Genomic DNA, 15,456 nt, shown 5'->3' on the forward strand with positions numbered 1-15,456 from the left:
CGCATGATGCCCGGCGCGGCCGACGGCGGCGGGCGGGTCGACCGGTGTGCTGCGCTAGTGTGGGCGAACGACCCGCTCCCCGCGCCGACGCGCGGGCCGTTCGCCCCCTCTCCTATGACTCCCGCGATCGCCGCCCACGAATACTCCCCCTGGGACTTCTGGAGCGAGGCGAGCCCCGCCGAACGCGAGGCGCAGCTCGCCCTCCAGGAGACCGTCGTCGCCGGCCGGAAGGATCACCGGCTCGGCGAGCAGTGCTTCATCTCCGAGCTCGCGTCGGTCGACAACGACTCTCTTCGTCTCGGCGACCGCACGTACGTCGCCGCCGGCGCCTATCTGACCGGAGACCTCGATGCCGGCGCCGACTGCAGCATCAACCCGTACACCGTGATCCGCGGGCGCGTCCGCATGGGCGACGGCGTGCGCATCGGGGCGCACACGTCGATACTCGGCTTCAATCACTCGATGGAGTCGGGCACGCCCGTCTTCCGCCAGCCGCTGACGTCCAAGGGCATCGAGATCGGCGACGACGTCTGGATCGGCTCCCACGTCGTGATCCTCGACGGCATCCGGGTCGGGTCCCACTCGGTGCTCGCGGCGAGCGCCGTGGTCACGAAGGACGTGCCCGACGGAGCCGTCGTCGGCGGGAACCCTGCGCGCTTCATCCGCTGGCGGGTCGAGCCCGACGACACCGGCATCGCGCCCGACGCAGCGGCCGACGCCGCAGCCCGTGGCACGACGGGTGCGACCACAGCGACCCCGATGACGAACGCACCGCGCGCGGATGCCGAGTCCGGAGCGGCGGAGACGGATGCCGCAGCCCCGCGCGCGAACGCGTCGCCCCTGCTCTCCGCGCACGCGGGGCCTGCTCCCGCCGTCTTCGAGACCCGGGCAGCGGCAGCCTCCGAGTCCGCGCCGACCGTCGCAGGCGCGACGGACGCCGACGCGGAGCCGGACCGCTCCGGCCCGGACGCCGACCTCGCTGCCTCGACCATCGCCGGCTCACCCACCGTCGCCGGCCGCGCCACGGCCCCCACCTCCGCTCCCGCGGCGAGCACCAGCCGACCCGCGGCGAGCGCCGTTGCACCCCTGGCGAGCGCCGGCGGCTCCGGGATGAGCGCCGGCGCACCCGCGGACGACCTCGCCGGCCTCGCGGAGCGCGTGGCCGAGCTCGCCGCACGCGCACGGGACGAGGCATCCGCCCTCCTCGATCGCGCCTGGCGCGACGACCTGGGGCTCTTCACCGACCGCCCTGGTGCCGCACCCACGGTGCGCGCGCAGGGCGACGCCGTGGAGATCGCCGATCTGCTGCTGGGCACGGCGCCGACGCAGGCATCGGCCGCCGACCAGATCCGGCGGCTGCAGGAGTGGCAGGATCCGTCGACCGGCGCGGTGGCGCCTCTCGATGCGGAGGGACGCCAGCAGGAGGGCCTCGGCTTCTCGCACGGCGACGTCGCGTACCACGTGCTGAGTACCGGATACGCGCTGGATCTGCTGGGTTCGGCGTTCCCCGCTCCCCTCACGTGGGTGACGGCCGCGACGCCCGAGCGGGTCGTCGCGTTCTGCGAGAGTCTGCCGTGGGCCACCGACGCATGGGGCGCCGGCCACCACATCGACGGGTTCGGCACCGCGCTGCTGTGGACACGGCGGGCGGGGCATCCGATTCCCTCCGGTGTGGAGGAGGCGCTGTTCGGCTGGCTGCTCCTGAACACCGACCCGCAGAGCGGGATGTGGGGCGCGGCCGCGCCCGACGGCGACCTGCTGCCGATCGTGAACGGGTTCTACCGCGCCTCGCGCGGCACCTTCGCGCAGTTCGGCGTGCCCGTCCCGCGCCCGGAACGCGTCGTCGACACGGTGCTGCGCCACGCACGCGAACCCCGCTGGTTCACCACGGGCGCGCGCAACGCCTGCAATGTGCTCGACATCGCGCATCCCCTCTGGCTCACCCGCGCGACGGGCTATCGCGGCGACGAGGTGCGCGAGCTCGCCGGTCGCCTGCTGGCGGATGCCGTCGCCACGTGGGTGCCGGGCGCCGGGTTCTCGTTCCGCGAGCCCAGCCCCGCCGCGCGAGGACTCGCCGAGACCGAGCCCGGCCTGCAGGGCACCGAGATGTGGCTCGCGATCATCTGGTACCTCGCCGATCTGGCGGGCGTGTCGGGTGCGCTCGGCTATCGTCCGCGCGGCGTGCACCGGCCGGAGCCGGCGGCCTCGCTGCGGTAGCGCCGGCGCGACGCCCCGGTAGGGTCGAGCGATGCGCGCGATCCCCGACAGCCTCGACCCCGACGTCGTCGCCGAGATCGACCGGCGCCTGGCGACGGTGGCAGCCGAGCACCGCGTGCGGATCCCCTGGGCGATCGAGAGCGGCAGCCGGGCGTGGGGCTTCCCCTCACCGGACAGCGACTACGACTGCCGCTTCCTGTTCGTGCGGGATCGGGACGGGTATCTCTCGCTGTGGCCGGCGCGCGACGTCATCGAGACGCCGCTCGACAAGACCTTCGACGTCAACGGCTGGGATCTCGCGAAGGCGCTCCGCCTCATCGCCAAGGGCAATGCGACCGCGATCGAGTGGCTCCGCTCGCCGATCGTGTACGCGGGCGAGCCGTCGTTCCGCGACGACGTCCTGTCGTTCGCGGCGGCCGTGGTGGAGCGCGCGGCGGTCGGTCGTCACTACCTGCACGTCGCCCGGCACCAGCAGGCGGGTCCGGCCTCGCTGAAGCGCTTCTTCTACGTGCTGCGCCCCGCCGCCGCGCTCCGCTGGCTGGCCGACCACCCCGACGACGCCGTCCCGCCCATGGATCTGCCGACGCTCCTGTCGGAGAGCACCGCGGAGTCGGCGGTGACGGATGCCGCGACCGAGCTGATCGCCCTCAAGTCGGTGACCCGCGAGATGGGGGCCGGCGCCGCGCCCCGCGTGCTGGAGCGCTTCGTCGCCGCCGAGCTCGAGCGCGCCGAGGCCTACGAGTCGATGCCGCCGGCGAAGGACCCGTCGGAGACGCAGGCGCGGGCCGATGCGCTGTTCCGGCGGCTCGTAGGCTGAGCCCGCACGGCGGGCAGGCCGACCGGGCGTCGCGGGCGTCGCGGCCCGAACGACGACCTAGTCTCCTGCGCTGGGCGGCATCGCGTCCCGGTCCGGCCGCAGTGTGGCCGTGTCGACGCGCGGATCGTTGCGCAGCTGCCGGAACAGCGGCAGCTCGGCCGCGATCACGAGCGAGTCGGGGTAGAGGAGTGCACCCCAGGCGAGGCATCCGTCCGCATCCCACGCGAATTCGGGGATCCGGTGTTCGGCGCGGACGTCGTCGGGGGTGAGATCGGCTTCGAAGTAGTCCTCGCCGTGAACGCGTACCGGTGCGTCGGTGAACGGGGTCTCACCCGCGTAGCCCACCCAACGAAGGCATCGCAGCGCTCGATCGCCGATCGCGTCGCGGAGCGCCTGAGCGGTGTCGTCGTCGAGCACCCCCATGGACGCCACGAGGTCGCGGACTTCGGGCTTCTCCTCGGCGACGCGGTCGGCGACCTCGAACCAGCTCAGCGACGCGGGCTGCTCTTCGACGTCCACGAAACGCGACCACCGCACCACGTCGTCGCCGGTCGGCAGCGACGGGTCGCGAAACGGAAGGTACAGCCGCAGCATCGGCAGCGCGCGGTGCGACCGAGGGATGTAGCTGCGCGCCGCGGTGGGGCATCCGTCGTCTTCATAGCCGCGGGTCATCGCTCCACGGTAGCCGGACGTGGCGCCGGCGCGGGACGGCCGGTGGATGCCTCACTGGGATGATGGACAGCATGCTGCAAGCGCTCGCCCTCCCCGCCGATCTGACGCTGCGCGGAGGGCAGGTGGCGCTGCGACGGGCCGAGATGGGTGACCTGCACGCGCTGATGAGGCTGCTGTCGGACGACCCGATCAGCGCCGCTCGAGGCGACGTGGATGCCGACGCGGACCAAGACGCGTACGCGTCTGGACTGTCGCGGATCATCGCGGATGCCTCCAACGAGCTGATCGTCGCGGTCGATGCCCACCGCCGCGTGATCGCGATGCTGCAGTTGACGGCGATCCCCGGGGTGGCCCGCCGCGGCAGCACTCGCCTCCTCGTCGAGGCGGTGCGGGTGGCCGGCGACCACCGTTCGGCGGGACTGGGAAGCGCCATGATGCGCTGGGTCACCGAGGTCGCGGCCCCCGCCTGCGGCGCCACGCTCGTGCAGCTCACGTCGGATCGCCAGCGTCATGACGCTCACCGCTTCTACCTGCGGCTGGGCTTCGTCGACTCCCATGTCGGGTTCAAGTACCACGTCGCGGGGAGCGTGATGACGTGACCGACGAGGCGAACTGGACTGCCCGTGTCGAGGCCTTCTGGGCGACGTTCGACGACAGCGACCCGGCCGGCATGCTCGCGAAGATGCGCGCACTCGTGGATCAACGCGCTCCCGGCGACGCGCGCGCACTCGCGGAGTGGGGCGGTGTGCACGACGCGCTCGGCCTCGAGGAGGAAGCGGTCGAACCCTATCGTCGTGCCCTCGCAACGGGTCTCGATGCCGTCGAGGAGCATCAGGTCACACTGCAGCTGGCAAGCACGCTCCGCAACCTCGGCCAGCACGAGCAGGCAATCGCACTGCTGGAAGGCCTCGATGCGCCGGAGCTGGGCGGCGCGCCCGCAGCGTTCCTCGCCCTCGCGCTTCATAGCGCGGGCCGCGCGGACGAAGCCCTCGAGGTGGCACTCACCGCGTTGGCACCACACCTCCCGCTCTACAACCGCGCCGTGCTCGCGTACGCCGCCGAGCTGACGGACCAGGACTGACGACCGAGGCGTGACGGGGCGGGCGCGCGGGGCGCGCTCGACGTCTGGCGCCGCGTAGCCTGTCAGTGCGTATACCGCGCGTCGTTTCGCGCGTGCCGGCTGCGGGCCTGCCGGATCGTCGGCATCCGCGGGTACCACCGAAGATCATCGGCACCTGCACCGCGATGGCGACCGCCGGCGCGTGGTGCGCCAGAAAGGACGACGGCATTGCGTGACGGCATCCCGTGGGGCAGGCCCACGGTCGACTGGATCCCGCTCCCACCGTTCGGGCTGGGGCAGCGTGCGGTGTTCGTCCGAGCCCTCGCGCAGCACGTGCAGATGCTCGACGACGGGCCGGATGTCGTCACCCGTGCGCTTGTGGACGCGCTCCTGTCTGCGTCGGGCCAGGGTGAGCAGCTGTCGCGACTGGAGTTCGACGTCGCCGTCTCCACCTTCTTCCCCGCTCCGTGGACGCCGGAGGCCTTCGCGTCCGCGCTCGACCGGCATCGGCCTGCGCAGTGGAATCCGCGCGTGAGCGGGCAGACCTGGCGATGGCTGTACGACCCGGAGTACGAGGCTTCGCCTCGTCCCGGCGGCGGGTGGAACATCGTCCGCAACGAGCGCGGCCGGATCGACCGGTATTCGCTGCCCCACGACGGGGACCTCGTTCTGGAATGGATGGACGTCTTCACCCTCCGCCATCACAACGTCGAGTTCGGTGAGGAGCGCCGCGCCTTTGTGATGGCGTCGCTGGCGCCCGCCGTCGCCGCCGTTCGTGCGAGCGACCGGGTGGAGCAGGCATACGCGGTCTACGAGTTCTGGCGCGAGCACCTGCGCGAGGCGCTGGACGGCGTGTAGCGGTCGGCCGCGCTCGCGCACCTCCCACGGGCAGTCCGGGGTCTGTCTGGGTTCGGTGAGACGACTTCGCGCCTGCATAATCGCGAGTATGAGCGATTCGGTTCTTAAGCCCGGAGCAGATGTCGTCACGCCCCGGGGCCGTGGCCACGTCGTCGACGTGCGCGCGACTCCATCGGGGAAGTTCGTCATCGGAGTCGAGGACGAGGACGGCGAGGTGAGGTACTTCACCGAGAAGGCGGTCAGCCTCGCCTCCGCGTAGACGCACGCTCCGACTGGGCACCGCGGCGCGATGTCGGCGGTTGTTCGTATCTTTGTTCTATGGAATTCGTCCCCGCATCCACCGCCGCCGAGCGGTTGACGGATGCCGCGGCACGCGTCGCAGGGCGGCTCGGGGCCGGCGCGTCCGACGTGTGCCGACTGGACGATGACGAGCTCCTGACGCTCCTCGCCGACGCGACGGACGCGCGGAAGGCGCTCGAGCTGATCGTCGCGGGCGCGTCAGCGGAGATCTCGCGCCGGTCCGCGCGCGACCTGGGGTACGGCGGGCTCGCGCAGCGCAAAGGTCTGCGAACCGGGAACGCCCTGGTGCAGCAGATCACCGGGCTTGCGCGGGCGGATGTCGCGCGCGCTGTCGAAGCAGGCACCGAGCTGGCGCCCACTCCAGCCTCGGGGGCGCGGGAGATGGCCGGCTCATCGGGCGCACCCGACGCGCCACCTGACCTTGGGGCGTCCACGGTCGCACCTCCGGTGCCGGAATGGCTCTCCGAGCTGCGCGGCGCACTTGCGACCGGCCGCCTGTCGCAGGCGCAGTTCCAGGCCATCCGCACCGGGCTGGGCGAACCACCGGTCGACCGGTACCCCGAGCTCGCGCCGGACTTCCTGCCGCAGGCGTGGACGCGCGCCGTTCACCTGCTGCTCGATGAATCAGCACAGCTGTCGGTTGAGGATCTCCGCAGCCAGGCCCGCATCGCCCGGGATCGGCTCGACCCGGTCGGCGTCACGCTCCGCTTCGAGGAGAGATTCGCCGCGCGCTCTTTCCGCACCTGGACGGATCAGTCGGGGCAGCGCCACGCGCACATCGTCTTCGACGACGAAGCAGCGGCCTGGGTCGACGCGCTGCTGCAGGCGGCGCTCCGGCCACGGCGCGGGCCCCGATTCGTCGATTCCGACGCCGATCCGCAGGCGCGGGCGGCCGATGCCGACGAGCGCACCAGCGACCAGCTTCAGTACGACACCGTCATGGCTGTCCTGCGCACCGGCGCGAACGCCGACCCGCAGCAGGCGTTCGGCGACCGGCAACCGGGAGTGCGCATCGTGATCGACGCCACCATGATCACTCGCATCGGCCAGCGGGGAGCGGCTGAGGCGACGGGCGTCGGTCACTACCAGGACGGCGGGCACGCTGTGCCCGCGGGCGTGATCGAGGCGCGGCTGTGCGACGCCGGGGCCATTCCGGTGCTGTGGGACGCCGACGGACGCCCGCTCGACGTCGGGCGCGAACTGCGGCTCTTCACGCGGAAGCAGCGGATCGCGATCGGAATCAGAGACGGCGGCTGCATGTGGCCGTCGTGCAGCGCACCGATCTCACAGTGCGAGTTCCATCACATCGACCACTGGTGGGAGGACCACGGCCGCACCGACGTCGATGACGGCATCGCGCTCTGCCGCAACTGCCACCTCCGGTTGCACAACCAACGCTGGCGCATCATCCGTCAGCGAGATCCGGTCTCGACTGCCGACACGTACTGGCTTCACGCTCCACCTGATCCGGTGACCGGTGAACTGGGTGCGACCACCGAGCTCAGGTCGAAGTCCCCGAGAAGGTTCGAGGCGGCGTGACGCCCCCGACAGGTCAGCAGAGGCCGGCGGAGTCCGGCGGCCGCCGGGTCGGCGAGGCCGGCACCTCGGCAGCTCGCGGCCGGCCCCGCCGGAAGCGAACGCGCAGCCACGACCGCTCGCGATGGAGATGAACGCAGCGACACGGCAGCGCGCGGTCACGCTCATCAGCTCGCCGCTCGCACCGGCCTCAGCACCAGGAGCCACGAGGAGTAGTGCTCGATCGTCGAACCACCGAGATCGACCACGGCGTCGACGGCTCGCGCCACCTCGGGTTCGGACCAGTCGCTGAAGGTGGAGAACAGCCGGCCCACAGCGGGTGCGTCCAGGGCGATGCGCCAGCGGTAGCTCGTCGCATCCTCGACGACGAACAGACCCGCAGCAGTCAGCGCTGCTGCCGTGGCATCGCGGTCCTCTGCCGATGGCCCGGGGCGTGGCGGCGCGGTGCGGTCGCCGACGATCTCCGCGACCCGTCGCCGGAAGGAGGTCACCGGTGCGTCCGGATCGCCGAACACGTTCCGCCACACGGCGAACCGACCCCCGGGCGCGAGCGCCGCATGCACCTTAGGAACCACCACGGCCAGGTCCATCCAATGAATCGAGGTCGCAGCCGTGACCAGGTCGAAGGCTCCCGTCGGCAGTTCGACGTCCTCCGCGCGTGCGGTCAGCACCTCGACGGAGGGATACGCGTGGCGGAGCAGCCCCGCGAGCCTCTCCCCCGGCTCGACCGCCGTCACCCGCACGCCCGCGGCCAGCAGCGGACCCGTCGCCTGACCGGAGCCCGCGCCGAGGTCGAGCGCCGCGATGCCCGGTTCCAGGGCGCCGAGAGCCCGCATCCGCTCCCACAACTCCGGTGGGTACGGCGGCCGCGCTGCCGCGTACTCGTCGGCTCGACGCTCGAAGTGCAGGGGATCGACCACCGCACGAGCGTACGACGCGACGACCACGGGCGGGGATGCTCGGCACCACCCGGCACCGGCCGCGCCAGTCAGCCCGCCCCCGAGCTGCGCACAGCGGGCACCGCGCGAGAGGCCGCCGGGTCAGCGCACCTCGACGGCGGGGTGCAGGTGCTCGGACGACAGCGCCACGACCGCCTGACGGGCGCCGGCGGCGAGGCATCCGTCCATTCCTGCTCCCGCGAGCGATGCGGCCAGGAAGCCGGCGAAGAACGCGTCGCCGGCGCCGTTCGTGTCGATGACGTCGACCGGCACGGCCGACACCGACGCGCGCTCTCCGGAGGCGGCGAGCGCGATCGCGCCGCGCGCGCCCAGGGTGCAGACGGCGAGCCGCGGGCCGCGGTCGAGGCAGCTCTGCATCAGCGCCCACGGGTCGTCGGTCGCGTCGTCGTTCATGAAGACGACGTCCGCCGCCCGCAGGAACGGCTCGTGGAACGCGGCCGCCCCGTCGTAGTCGTGCAGGTCGGTCCAGATCGGCGCGCCCGTCCCGCCGGCCAGGCGGCGCTCCACGATCGCGGCGCCCATCTCGCTCAGGTCGACGACCGCGACCTCCGCCGCTGCCAACGCCGATTCGACGCGGTCGATGGTGTCGACGGATGCCGCGGACGGCGTCGCCAGGTACAGGCTCACCCTCTCCCCCGCCGCCGTCATCAGGTTCACATGACGCTCCGTGCGCTCGGATTCGTAGGCTTCGAGCCGCACCCCGGCCCGCCCGAGCGCTGCCGTGACCTGCTCACCGTCGGCGTCGCGGCCGAGGAGCCCGTGGAGAGCGGTCGCCACGCCCAGATCTGCGAGGTGCAGCACCTTGCCTGCCGACGTGCCGCCCAGCGTGTGCGTGTCAGCGAGCGCGAACTGCATGTGCGGCACCGCCTCGGGCAACCGGTCCAGCACGATGAGGTGGTTCCATGACGCCGGCCCGCACACGGCGACCCGGCTCTCTGCGGCGAGGGGCATCCGAACAGTCAACCAGTTCCGCGCGTTCTCACAGGACGCTCACCGACGACCGGAGCACGCGGACACACCGTCTAGATTCGTAGGATGCGAAGAAGCGCCTCGCCCGTCCTGCTCGTCGCCGCTCTGCTGCTCGCCGGGTGCGCCTCGGACGGCGCGGTGAGCGCGACGCCGGGTCCTTCCGCATCGCAGCCGGCTCCGACTGCCGGCGAGACTCCCCTTCAGACCCCGGCTGCAGCAGACCTGCTGGTCGTCGGCGTCGACGGCATCATCTTCTCCGACGACGGCACATCCCGGAGCTATCCGTTCGCCGAGCCGGAGCAGCTCCTCCAGCTCGTCGAGACGCTCACCGACCAGCCGCGGAGCGGCGAGGACTTCGAGGACCCGTGGGGCGGCGGCGAGGTGATGGGCACGGTGTACCGGTGGGACGAGATCTCGGTCTCGGTCTCAAAGGACGGAGCCGCCAGCGTGAGCGTCGTCGCACCGCGCGTCGGCGGAATCCCCCTGCAGACCTCCGACGGCATCGCGGTCGGAGCGACGCGGGCTGCCGCGACCGCGGCGGGCGCATGGGAGGAGTGGGATGCCGACGGCGATGGTCACGCCGATCACCTGGGCATCGATGAGCAGGAGTCGCCGGGAACGACATCGCTCTCCCGCCCCGGAGAAGTCGGACGCGTGTACATCTCCCTGGCCCTCGATGGCGACGTCGTCACAGAACTCCACGCCCCCGCGAACGACTTCTCGGACCTGTAGGGCGGCGCGGGGCCTACTCCTCGAGCGGCCCGAGGTCCGGCTCGGCGACGAAGCGCGCGGTCTGAGCGACGACGCGATCGAGCTCGATCAGCACGAGCACGTTCTCCCCGGCGCGCAGCGCAGCGGCCGGCACGTAGAGCGTCCGCTGCGGGCCGCTGCTCCAGTACCGCCCGAGCAGGAACCCGTTCACGAGCGCGTAGCCCTTGCCCCAGCCGGTCGAGTCGAGGAAGAGATCCGTCGCCGACTCCAGCGCGAACGATCCTCGCAGCACGAACGGCGCGACGCCGGCGTTCGGCATCGCCGGGGGCGCGGCATCCGTCACCGCCGCACCGAGGACGGCGACGTCGACCGCCGTCGCCGTCCACCCCGACAGCGGTTCGCCGTCGAGGGTCACCCCACCGATCAGCCCCTTGGGCTCCCCCAGACGCGAATCGTAGTTGACGCGGCCCTGCTCCTCGACGAGCACGCGCACGCGCTCCCCCGCCGGCACGACGAGGGCGTCCTCGTGACGCGTCCGCGACAGCGTGCCCACTGACACCCCGTCGACGGAGACCCACGCCTGATCGCGCACCTCGCCGAACCGCAGCACGCCAGCGCGTCCGCCGAGGTCGGCCTCGTACGACACCAGCGCGCTCAGGTGGCCGAGATCCTCGAACGTCGGCGGGGTGTCGTGACGGGTGACGGATGCCTCCACCCCCGCCGCGACCGCGCTCAGCGCGACCTCGAACTGCGGCGCGGGTCCGCTCGGCGCGGGGACCTCGTCGGGCACCGGCGCGTACTTCGCGATCACGTCGCGGAAGGCGAAGAACTTCTCGGTCGGGTCGCCGCGCTCGTCGAGCGGCGCGTCGTAGTCGTACGACGTGACGATCGGCAGGTAGCGGCCCTTGTGGTTCGCCCCGTTGGTGAGCCCGAAGTTCGTGCCGCCGTGGACCATGTAGAAGTTCACCGACGCGCCCGCGGCCAGCAGAGCGTCGAGCTCGGCGGCGGAGTCGGCGGCCGAGGTGGTGTGGTGGTGCGAACCCCACCAGTCGAACCAGCCGTCCCAGAACTCCGCGCACATGAGCGGCCCGGTCGGCTGGTGGCGCCGCAACGTCGCGAGCCGCTCGGCAGCCCGCGACCCGAACGAGCCGGTGAGGTGCACGCCGGCCACGCTGCCGTCCGAGAGCATCTGGTCGGTGGGCTGGTCGATGGTGGTGAGCGGCACGGTGATCCCGGCATCCGTCGTCACCTTCACGAGGTGCTCGAGGTAGGCCGTGTCGTCGCCGTAGGCGCCGTACTCGTTCTCGATCTGCACGAGGATGACGGGTCCGCCCCGGTCGATCTGCCGCGGAACGACGATCTCGTAGACGCGCTCGAGGTACGCGGTGACCTCGGCCAGGTACGTCGGCTCCGAACGCCGCAGGCCGACACCCTCGAGCGCGGTCAGCCACACCGGGAGACCGCCGTTATGCCATTCGGCGCATATATAAGGCCCAGGGCGCACGATGGCGTGCATACCCTCGGCGGCGACGAGGTCGAGGAACGCCCCGAGGTCGTTCCAGCCCGTCGCGTCCCACTCCCCTCGCACAGGCTCATGGGCGTTCCAGGCGACATATGTCTCGATGGTATTGAGTCCCATGAGGCGAGCCTTGCGGATGCGATCGGCCCACTGGCCGGGGTGCACCCGGAAGTAGTGCAGCGCGCCCGAGAGCACCCGGAAGGGCTCTCCGTCGAGCAGGAAGTCGGTCTCGCCGATCGCGAACGACCGGGTCGTCGCGCCCGTCATCGCACCGCACCCGAGCGAGCGCGCACGACCTCGGCGAGAAGCTCGAGCTGCGAGGCGTCCTCGAGCGCCGACCCGACGGCGGCCACGCGCACGCCGGCGTCGAGGAACTCCTCGACGTTCGAGGCGTCGAGCCCGCCCGTCGCGACGAACCGGACCCGCGGGAACGGCCCGCGAATGTGTCTGAACCAGCCGCTGCCGAGCCACGTCGCCGGGAACGCCTTCAGCCACGTGAGCCCGAGCGAGACGGCGAGCTGCACCTCGCTGGGGGTGGCGACGCCGGGAAGGATCGGGATGCCGGCTTCCTGCGCCGCCCGGACCACCGAGGCGTCGATGCCCGGTGAGACCAGATACACCGCGCCGGCGTCGGCGGCCCTCGTCACCTGCTCCGGAGTGATGATCGTGCCGGCGCCGACGCTCTTGCCCCGGGCGTTCGCGGCCTCTACCACGGCACGCAGGGCGCGCTCGTCCTCGTCGGTCTGCAGCGGCACCTCGACCGAGTCGATCCCGAGATCCCAGGCGGTCTCGGAGAGGCGCACCGAGCGCTCGACGCCCATGCCGCGGAGGATCGCCATGAGCGGTGCGCCGGCGAACGCGTCGTCGAACCAGGCTGCCTGCGCGGCGGCATCCGTTCCCGTCGATGAGTGGGGCTGGGAGGTCATTCGGGAGTCCTTCGTGCGTCGGGTTCGGTCATCTTGCCGGGCTCGGGGCGCACCGCGCGCGATCGGAGCGAGCGACGCGCGCCCGGACCGTTCGCGCGGCGGCCCGAACCCGTCATGTCGAGGCTTCCGCGGCCGCCGGAGCGGGCTCGTCGATCGAGTCGGTGGTGGTCTGGAGGGTGCGTGCGGCGCGCTCGTGGCCCGCGCGAAGACGGTCGGCCACGGGCTCCTCCGACAGCAGGCCGGCGAGGTAGCCTCCCGCGAACGCGTCGCCCGCGCCGACGGGCTCGACGACCTCGACGACGAGCGCCGGCTCGAATACGGCCTCGGCGCCGACGAAGGCCGTCGCGCCGATGTCGCCGTCCTTGACGATCAGCTCCGCCACGTCCGGCAGCAGGGTGCGCACGTCGTCGGCCGCAGTGGTGCGCCAGAGGGTCTCGGCCTCGTCGCGACCCACCAGCACGATGTCGGCGCGGCGGGCGAGCTCGAGCAGCACCGGCGCGGCGGTGGCGGCATCCCAGAGCGGGGCGCGGTGGTTCACGTCGAACGAGACCGCCACGCCGTGCTCGCGTGCGCGGGCGATCACCCGAGACAGGAAGGACGAGGCGGATGCCGAGATCGCCGCCGTGATGCCCGACACGTGCAGGAGGTCGACGCCGTCGAACGACACCGCGTCGGCGTCCGCCTCCGACAGGTGCGCAGCGGCCGAACCGCGACGGTAGTAGAGCACCCCGTTGCCGGGATCCTTGACGTAGAGACCGGTGGGATGGGCTGGATCGAACACCACCCGGGAGACGTCGACGCCGCGGCCCGACAGCTGGCGCGCGACGCGGCGACCGAGGGCGTCCGCGCCGAGCCGGCTGAACCATACGGCGCGGTGACCGAGCGCCGCCACGTGCGCGGCGACGTTCGACTCCGCGCCGCCGGCGTCCAGCAGGAAGGCGTCGGCATCGGCGACCGGAGTGGCGACGACCGGCGTCACCATCGCCATCGTCTCGCCGATCGTCAGGAGAGTGCGGGCCATTCCGCCAGCGTAGTCAGGGTGCGGCATCCGTCTGCCCGTCGACATCGCGGAGCCCGCTGAGGACGGCGCTCGCGCGGTCGAATCGACGGGCCTTCCTCCGACGTCGTCGAGCGTGCCTCCGCACGGCTACGCGCTCATCTCCAACTCGTGCTGCCGCACGATGCCCTCCGGCTCGCGACCGGCGACGAAGTCGGTGAGATCCCGCAGGGCGTGATCGGCGAGCCGCCGCACCTCGGTGCCCATCGATCCCGCGATGTGCGGCGTGATGGCCACGTTCGGCAGCTGGTGCAGAAGCGAATCGGCGGGGAGAGGCTCGGGATCGGTGACGTCGAGCACCGCGTCGAGGCGCCCGGACGCGCACTCCGCCAGCAGCGCATCGTGGTCGAGCAGCCAGCCCCGGGCGGTGTTGATGACGGTCGCGCCATCCCTGAGCGCCGCCAGCTGCGTACGCCCGATCATGCGCCGAGTCGACGGCAGGGCCGGCGCGTGGAGCGAGAGCACGTCGACGCGCTCGAGCAGCTCGGGCAACGGCACCAGGCTCGCGCCCGCCGCCGCGACCGCCGCCGGATCGACGAAGGGATCGGCGACCAGCACCCGCACGCCGTCGAGCTGCTGCAGCATCTGGACGACGCGACGACCGATCCGCGAGAAGCCGACGATGCCCACCGTTCGCTCGATGCTGCCGTAGCGCGGCTCGCTCAGCAGCTGACCCCAGCTGCCCTTGTCGGAGACGGGCTGGCGCACGTGCACGAACGCGCGCTTGAACGACAGGATGATGGTCGCGAACGTGTACTCCGCCACCGGCACGGCGTTGGCATCTGCGCACGAGGTGACGGTGATGCTGCGGTCCCACAGGGCGTCGGAGACGAGATCCTGAACGCTGCCCGCCGCATGGATGACCGCACGCAGGCGGGGCATCTCATCGAGCAGATCGGCATCGAGCCGGGGAGCACCCCACGAGGTGAGGAGCACCTCCGTGTCTTCCACGCGTCCGTCGCGATCGGTCGCCGGGTCGATGAGGAATCGCGGGGGAACGGTGGCGATCGAGCCCAGCCGCTGCATCCGCGTCTCGTCGAACAGCAGCTCGAAGACCTCCGGAGCCATCGCCGCCCGGACGAGCGGCTTCGACCCCGCCGTCACGAGCGAGCCCCCGCCGGAAGCCGCCCGGCGCCCGCCGACTCGGCGCCCGCCGCGGCCGGGTCCTCGTCGAGATCGAGGACGGGGCGGAGCGTGTAACGGGAGTTGGTCCACGCGAAGTACAGGGCGGCCGAGGCGGTGAGCCCGAGGCCGAGCGCGGGCGCCGCGGCGAACACGGCAGCCTGGACGGCGAGCACCGCGAGCGAGAGGGCGGTGAGGTACCAGCGGCGCAGGCTCAGGTACGCGGCGGCGCGCAGCACATCGCGCAGGCGAGCCGTGGGGACTTCGGCGATCGCGACCAGGGCGACGAGCCCGACGGCGATCGCGAGGAGCGCCAGCACCCCGAGCAGCGGGACCGTGACCACGGCGGCGGGCGTGTTCGACAGCATCCGCACGTCCACCAGCAGGATCACGACCACCCCCGCGACGGCCGCACCGACCACGAGCGCGCGCCGCCACGTGTCACGCAGCCCGGCCGCGAACGCGCGGACGGGGCCGAGCCCGCCTGCGCCGTGCTCGCGGAAGGCGCGGAACGCGGCGGTCACACCCGGTGCCGCAAGCGGCGCGGCGAGAGCCAGCAGCGGCCACGAATACGCGGGGTCGGTAGTGACCAGCAGTGCCACCACCGGCAGGCACGCGACGACCAGGAGCAGGTTGGTGATGAGCGCGAGGTAGATCATCCCGATGAGGGATGCCCACCTGTCGTGCGGGACCAGGCTGTTGAGCCGGCTGAGCGGACTGGACTTCTTCACGA

At 72.1% G+C, this 15,456-nt stretch carries 16 protein-coding genes; 8 read left to right on the top strand and 8 right to left on the bottom strand.

What is annotated here, in order from left to right; genetic code table 11:
* The first annotated feature begins 114 nt into the window (after positions 1–114).
* The gene (locus IM770_RS17910; RefSeq protein WP_239065972.1) at positions 115–2,217 is read left to right on the top strand and encodes a DapH/DapD/GlmU-related protein; all 2,103 of its coding nucleotides are present in this window, start codon (positions 115–117) and stop codon (positions 2,215–2,217) included.
* A 31-nt stretch (positions 2,218–2,248) separates the two neighbouring features.
* Positions 2,249–3,034: a nucleotidyltransferase domain-containing protein gene (locus tag IM770_RS08400; protein ID WP_203580702.1), complete on the top strand. Its 786-nt coding sequence runs from the start codon at positions 2,249–2,251 to the stop codon at positions 3,032–3,034.
* Between the two features lie 57 nt (positions 3,035–3,091).
* Here the strand turns inward: IM770_RS08400 and IM770_RS08405 are convergent, their stop codons facing one another.
* The gene (locus IM770_RS08405) at positions 3,092–3,706 is read right to left on the bottom strand and encodes a hypothetical protein (RefSeq protein ID WP_203580703.1); all 615 of its coding nucleotides are present in this window, start codon (positions 3,704–3,706) and stop codon (positions 3,092–3,094) included.
* A 71-nt stretch (positions 3,707–3,777) separates the two neighbouring features.
* Between IM770_RS08405 and IM770_RS08410 the strand changes: the two genes are divergently transcribed.
* The 5 genes from IM770_RS08410 to IM770_RS18245 all read left to right on the top strand — a co-directional run bounded on the left by IM770_RS08410 (position 3,778) and on the right by IM770_RS18245 (position 7,463).
* Positions 3,778–4,305 (top strand): GNAT family N-acetyltransferase, encoded by a 528-nt coding sequence (locus IM770_RS08410; protein ID WP_203580704.1) that lies wholly within the window; start codon positions 3,778–3,780, stop codon positions 4,303–4,305.
* Complete coding sequence (locus tag IM770_RS08415) at positions 4,302–4,787, top strand: tetratricopeptide repeat protein (RefSeq protein WP_307785407.1); 486 nt, start codon at positions 4,302–4,304, stop codon at positions 4,785–4,787. Before IM770_RS08410 ends, IM770_RS08415 begins: the two co-directional genes overlap by 4 nt.
* Before the next feature lie 207 nt (positions 4,788–4,994).
* Positions 4,995–5,624, top strand: coding sequence for a hypothetical protein (locus IM770_RS08420; RefSeq protein WP_203580705.1), 630 nt, complete (start codon positions 4,995–4,997; stop codon positions 5,622–5,624).
* An 88-nt stretch (positions 5,625–5,712) separates the two neighbouring features.
* Complete coding sequence (locus IM770_RS08425) at positions 5,713–5,883, top strand: hypothetical protein (protein ID WP_203580706.1); 171 nt, start codon at positions 5,713–5,715, stop codon at positions 5,881–5,883.
* Between the two features lie 1,298 nt (positions 5,884–7,181).
* Positions 7,182–7,463, top strand: a complete 282-nt coding sequence (locus IM770_RS18245; protein ID WP_372430669.1) for an HNH endonuclease — start codon at positions 7,182–7,184, stop codon at positions 7,461–7,463.
* A 164-nt stretch (positions 7,464–7,627) separates the two neighbouring features.
* Here the strand turns inward: IM770_RS18245 and IM770_RS08435 are convergent, their stop codons facing one another.
* A complete protein-coding gene (locus IM770_RS08435) occupies positions 7,628–8,380 on the bottom strand; it encodes a class I SAM-dependent methyltransferase (RefSeq protein ID WP_203580708.1) in 753 nt (250 codons plus the stop codon).
* 120 nt (positions 8,381–8,500) lie between these two features.
* Entirely contained in the window at positions 8,501–9,370 is an 870-nt protein-coding gene (locus IM770_RS08440; protein WP_203580709.1) for a carbohydrate kinase family protein, read from the bottom strand.
* Between the two features lie 84 nt (positions 9,371–9,454).
* Here IM770_RS08440 and IM770_RS08445 point away from each other — a divergent pair, with 84 nt between their 5' ends.
* Positions 9,455–10,120: a hypothetical protein gene (locus IM770_RS08445; RefSeq protein ID WP_203580710.1), complete on the top strand. Its 666-nt coding sequence runs from the start codon at positions 9,455–9,457 to the stop codon at positions 10,118–10,120.
* 13 nt (positions 10,121–10,133) lie between these two features.
* Here IM770_RS08445 and IM770_RS08450 read toward each other — a convergent pair whose 3' ends face one another.
* The 5 genes from IM770_RS08450 to IM770_RS08470 all read right to left on the bottom strand — a co-directional run bounded on the left by IM770_RS08450 (position 10,134) and on the right by IM770_RS08470 (position 15,454).
* On the bottom strand, positions 10,134–11,885 hold the full coding sequence (locus tag IM770_RS08450) for a glycoside hydrolase family 35 protein (RefSeq protein ID WP_203580711.1): 1,752 nt from the start codon (positions 11,883–11,885) through the stop codon (positions 10,134–10,136).
* Positions 11,882–12,544 carry a bifunctional 4-hydroxy-2-oxoglutarate aldolase/2-dehydro-3-deoxy-phosphogluconate aldolase gene (locus tag IM770_RS08455; RefSeq protein WP_203580712.1) on the bottom strand — a complete coding sequence of 221 codons (663 nt, stop codon included), beginning with the start codon at positions 12,542–12,544 and terminating at the stop codon, positions 11,882–11,884. Before IM770_RS08455 ends, IM770_RS08450 begins: the two co-directional genes overlap by 4 nt.
* A 112-nt stretch (positions 12,545–12,656) precedes the next feature.
* Entirely contained in the window at positions 12,657–13,565 is a 909-nt protein-coding gene (locus IM770_RS08460) for a sugar kinase (RefSeq protein WP_203580713.1), read from the bottom strand.
* A gap of 126 nt (positions 13,566–13,691) precedes the next feature.
* The gene (locus tag IM770_RS08465; RefSeq protein ID WP_307785408.1) at positions 13,692–14,705 is read right to left on the bottom strand and encodes a hydroxyacid dehydrogenase; all 1,014 of its coding nucleotides are present in this window, start codon (positions 14,703–14,705) and stop codon (positions 13,692–13,694) included.
* Positions 14,702–15,454, bottom strand: a complete 753-nt coding sequence (locus IM770_RS08470; RefSeq protein ID WP_203580714.1) for a ferredoxin-NADPH reductase — start codon at positions 15,452–15,454, stop codon at positions 14,702–14,704. The genes IM770_RS08465 and IM770_RS08470 overlap by 4 nt, the downstream gene beginning before the upstream one ends.
* Positions 15,455–15,456: the final 2 nt, after the last annotated feature.

This window comes from Microbacterium hibisci (assembly GCF_015278255.1).
In the GTDB taxonomy this organism is placed as follows: domain Bacteria; phylum Actinomycetota; class Actinomycetes; order Actinomycetales; family Microbacteriaceae; genus Microbacterium; species Microbacterium hibisci.

Excerpts from the sequence above, each read along its gene's own strand:
- IM770_RS17910 (WP_239065972.1), top strand. The coding sequence starts at position 115 with ATGACTCCCGCGATCGCCGCCCACGAATACTCCCCCTGGGACTTCTGG.
- IM770_RS08400 (WP_203580702.1), top strand. The coding sequence starts at position 2,249 with ATGCGCGCGATCCCCGACAGCCTCGACCCCGACGTCGTCGCCGAGATC.
- IM770_RS08405 (WP_203580703.1), bottom strand. The coding sequence starts at position 3,706 with ATGACCCGCGGCTATGAAGACGACGGATGCCCCACCGCGGCGCGCAGC.
- IM770_RS08410 (WP_203580704.1), top strand. The coding sequence starts at position 3,778 with ATGCTGCAAGCGCTCGCCCTCCCCGCCGATCTGACGCTGCGCGGAGGG.
- IM770_RS08425 (WP_203580706.1), top strand. The coding sequence starts at position 5,713 with ATGAGCGATTCGGTTCTTAAGCCCGGAGCAGATGTCGTCACGCCCCGG.
- IM770_RS18245 (WP_372430669.1), top strand. The coding sequence starts at position 7,182 with ATGTGGCCGTCGTGCAGCGCACCGATCTCACAGTGCGAGTTCCATCAC.
- IM770_RS08440 (WP_203580709.1), bottom strand. The coding sequence starts at position 9,370 with ATGCCCCTCGCCGCAGAGAGCCGGGTCGCCGTGTGCGGGCCGGCGTCA.
- IM770_RS08445 (WP_203580710.1), top strand. The coding sequence starts at position 9,455 with ATGCGAAGAAGCGCCTCGCCCGTCCTGCTCGTCGCCGCTCTGCTGCTC.
- IM770_RS08450 (WP_203580711.1), bottom strand. The coding sequence starts at position 11,885 with ATGACGGGCGCGACGACCCGGTCGTTCGCGATCGGCGAGACCGACTTC.
- IM770_RS08455 (WP_203580712.1), bottom strand. The coding sequence starts at position 12,544 with ATGACCTCCCAGCCCCACTCATCGACGGGAACGGATGCCGCCGCGCAG.
- IM770_RS08460 (WP_203580713.1), bottom strand. The coding sequence starts at position 13,565 with ATGGCCCGCACTCTCCTGACGATCGGCGAGACGATGGCGATGGTGACG.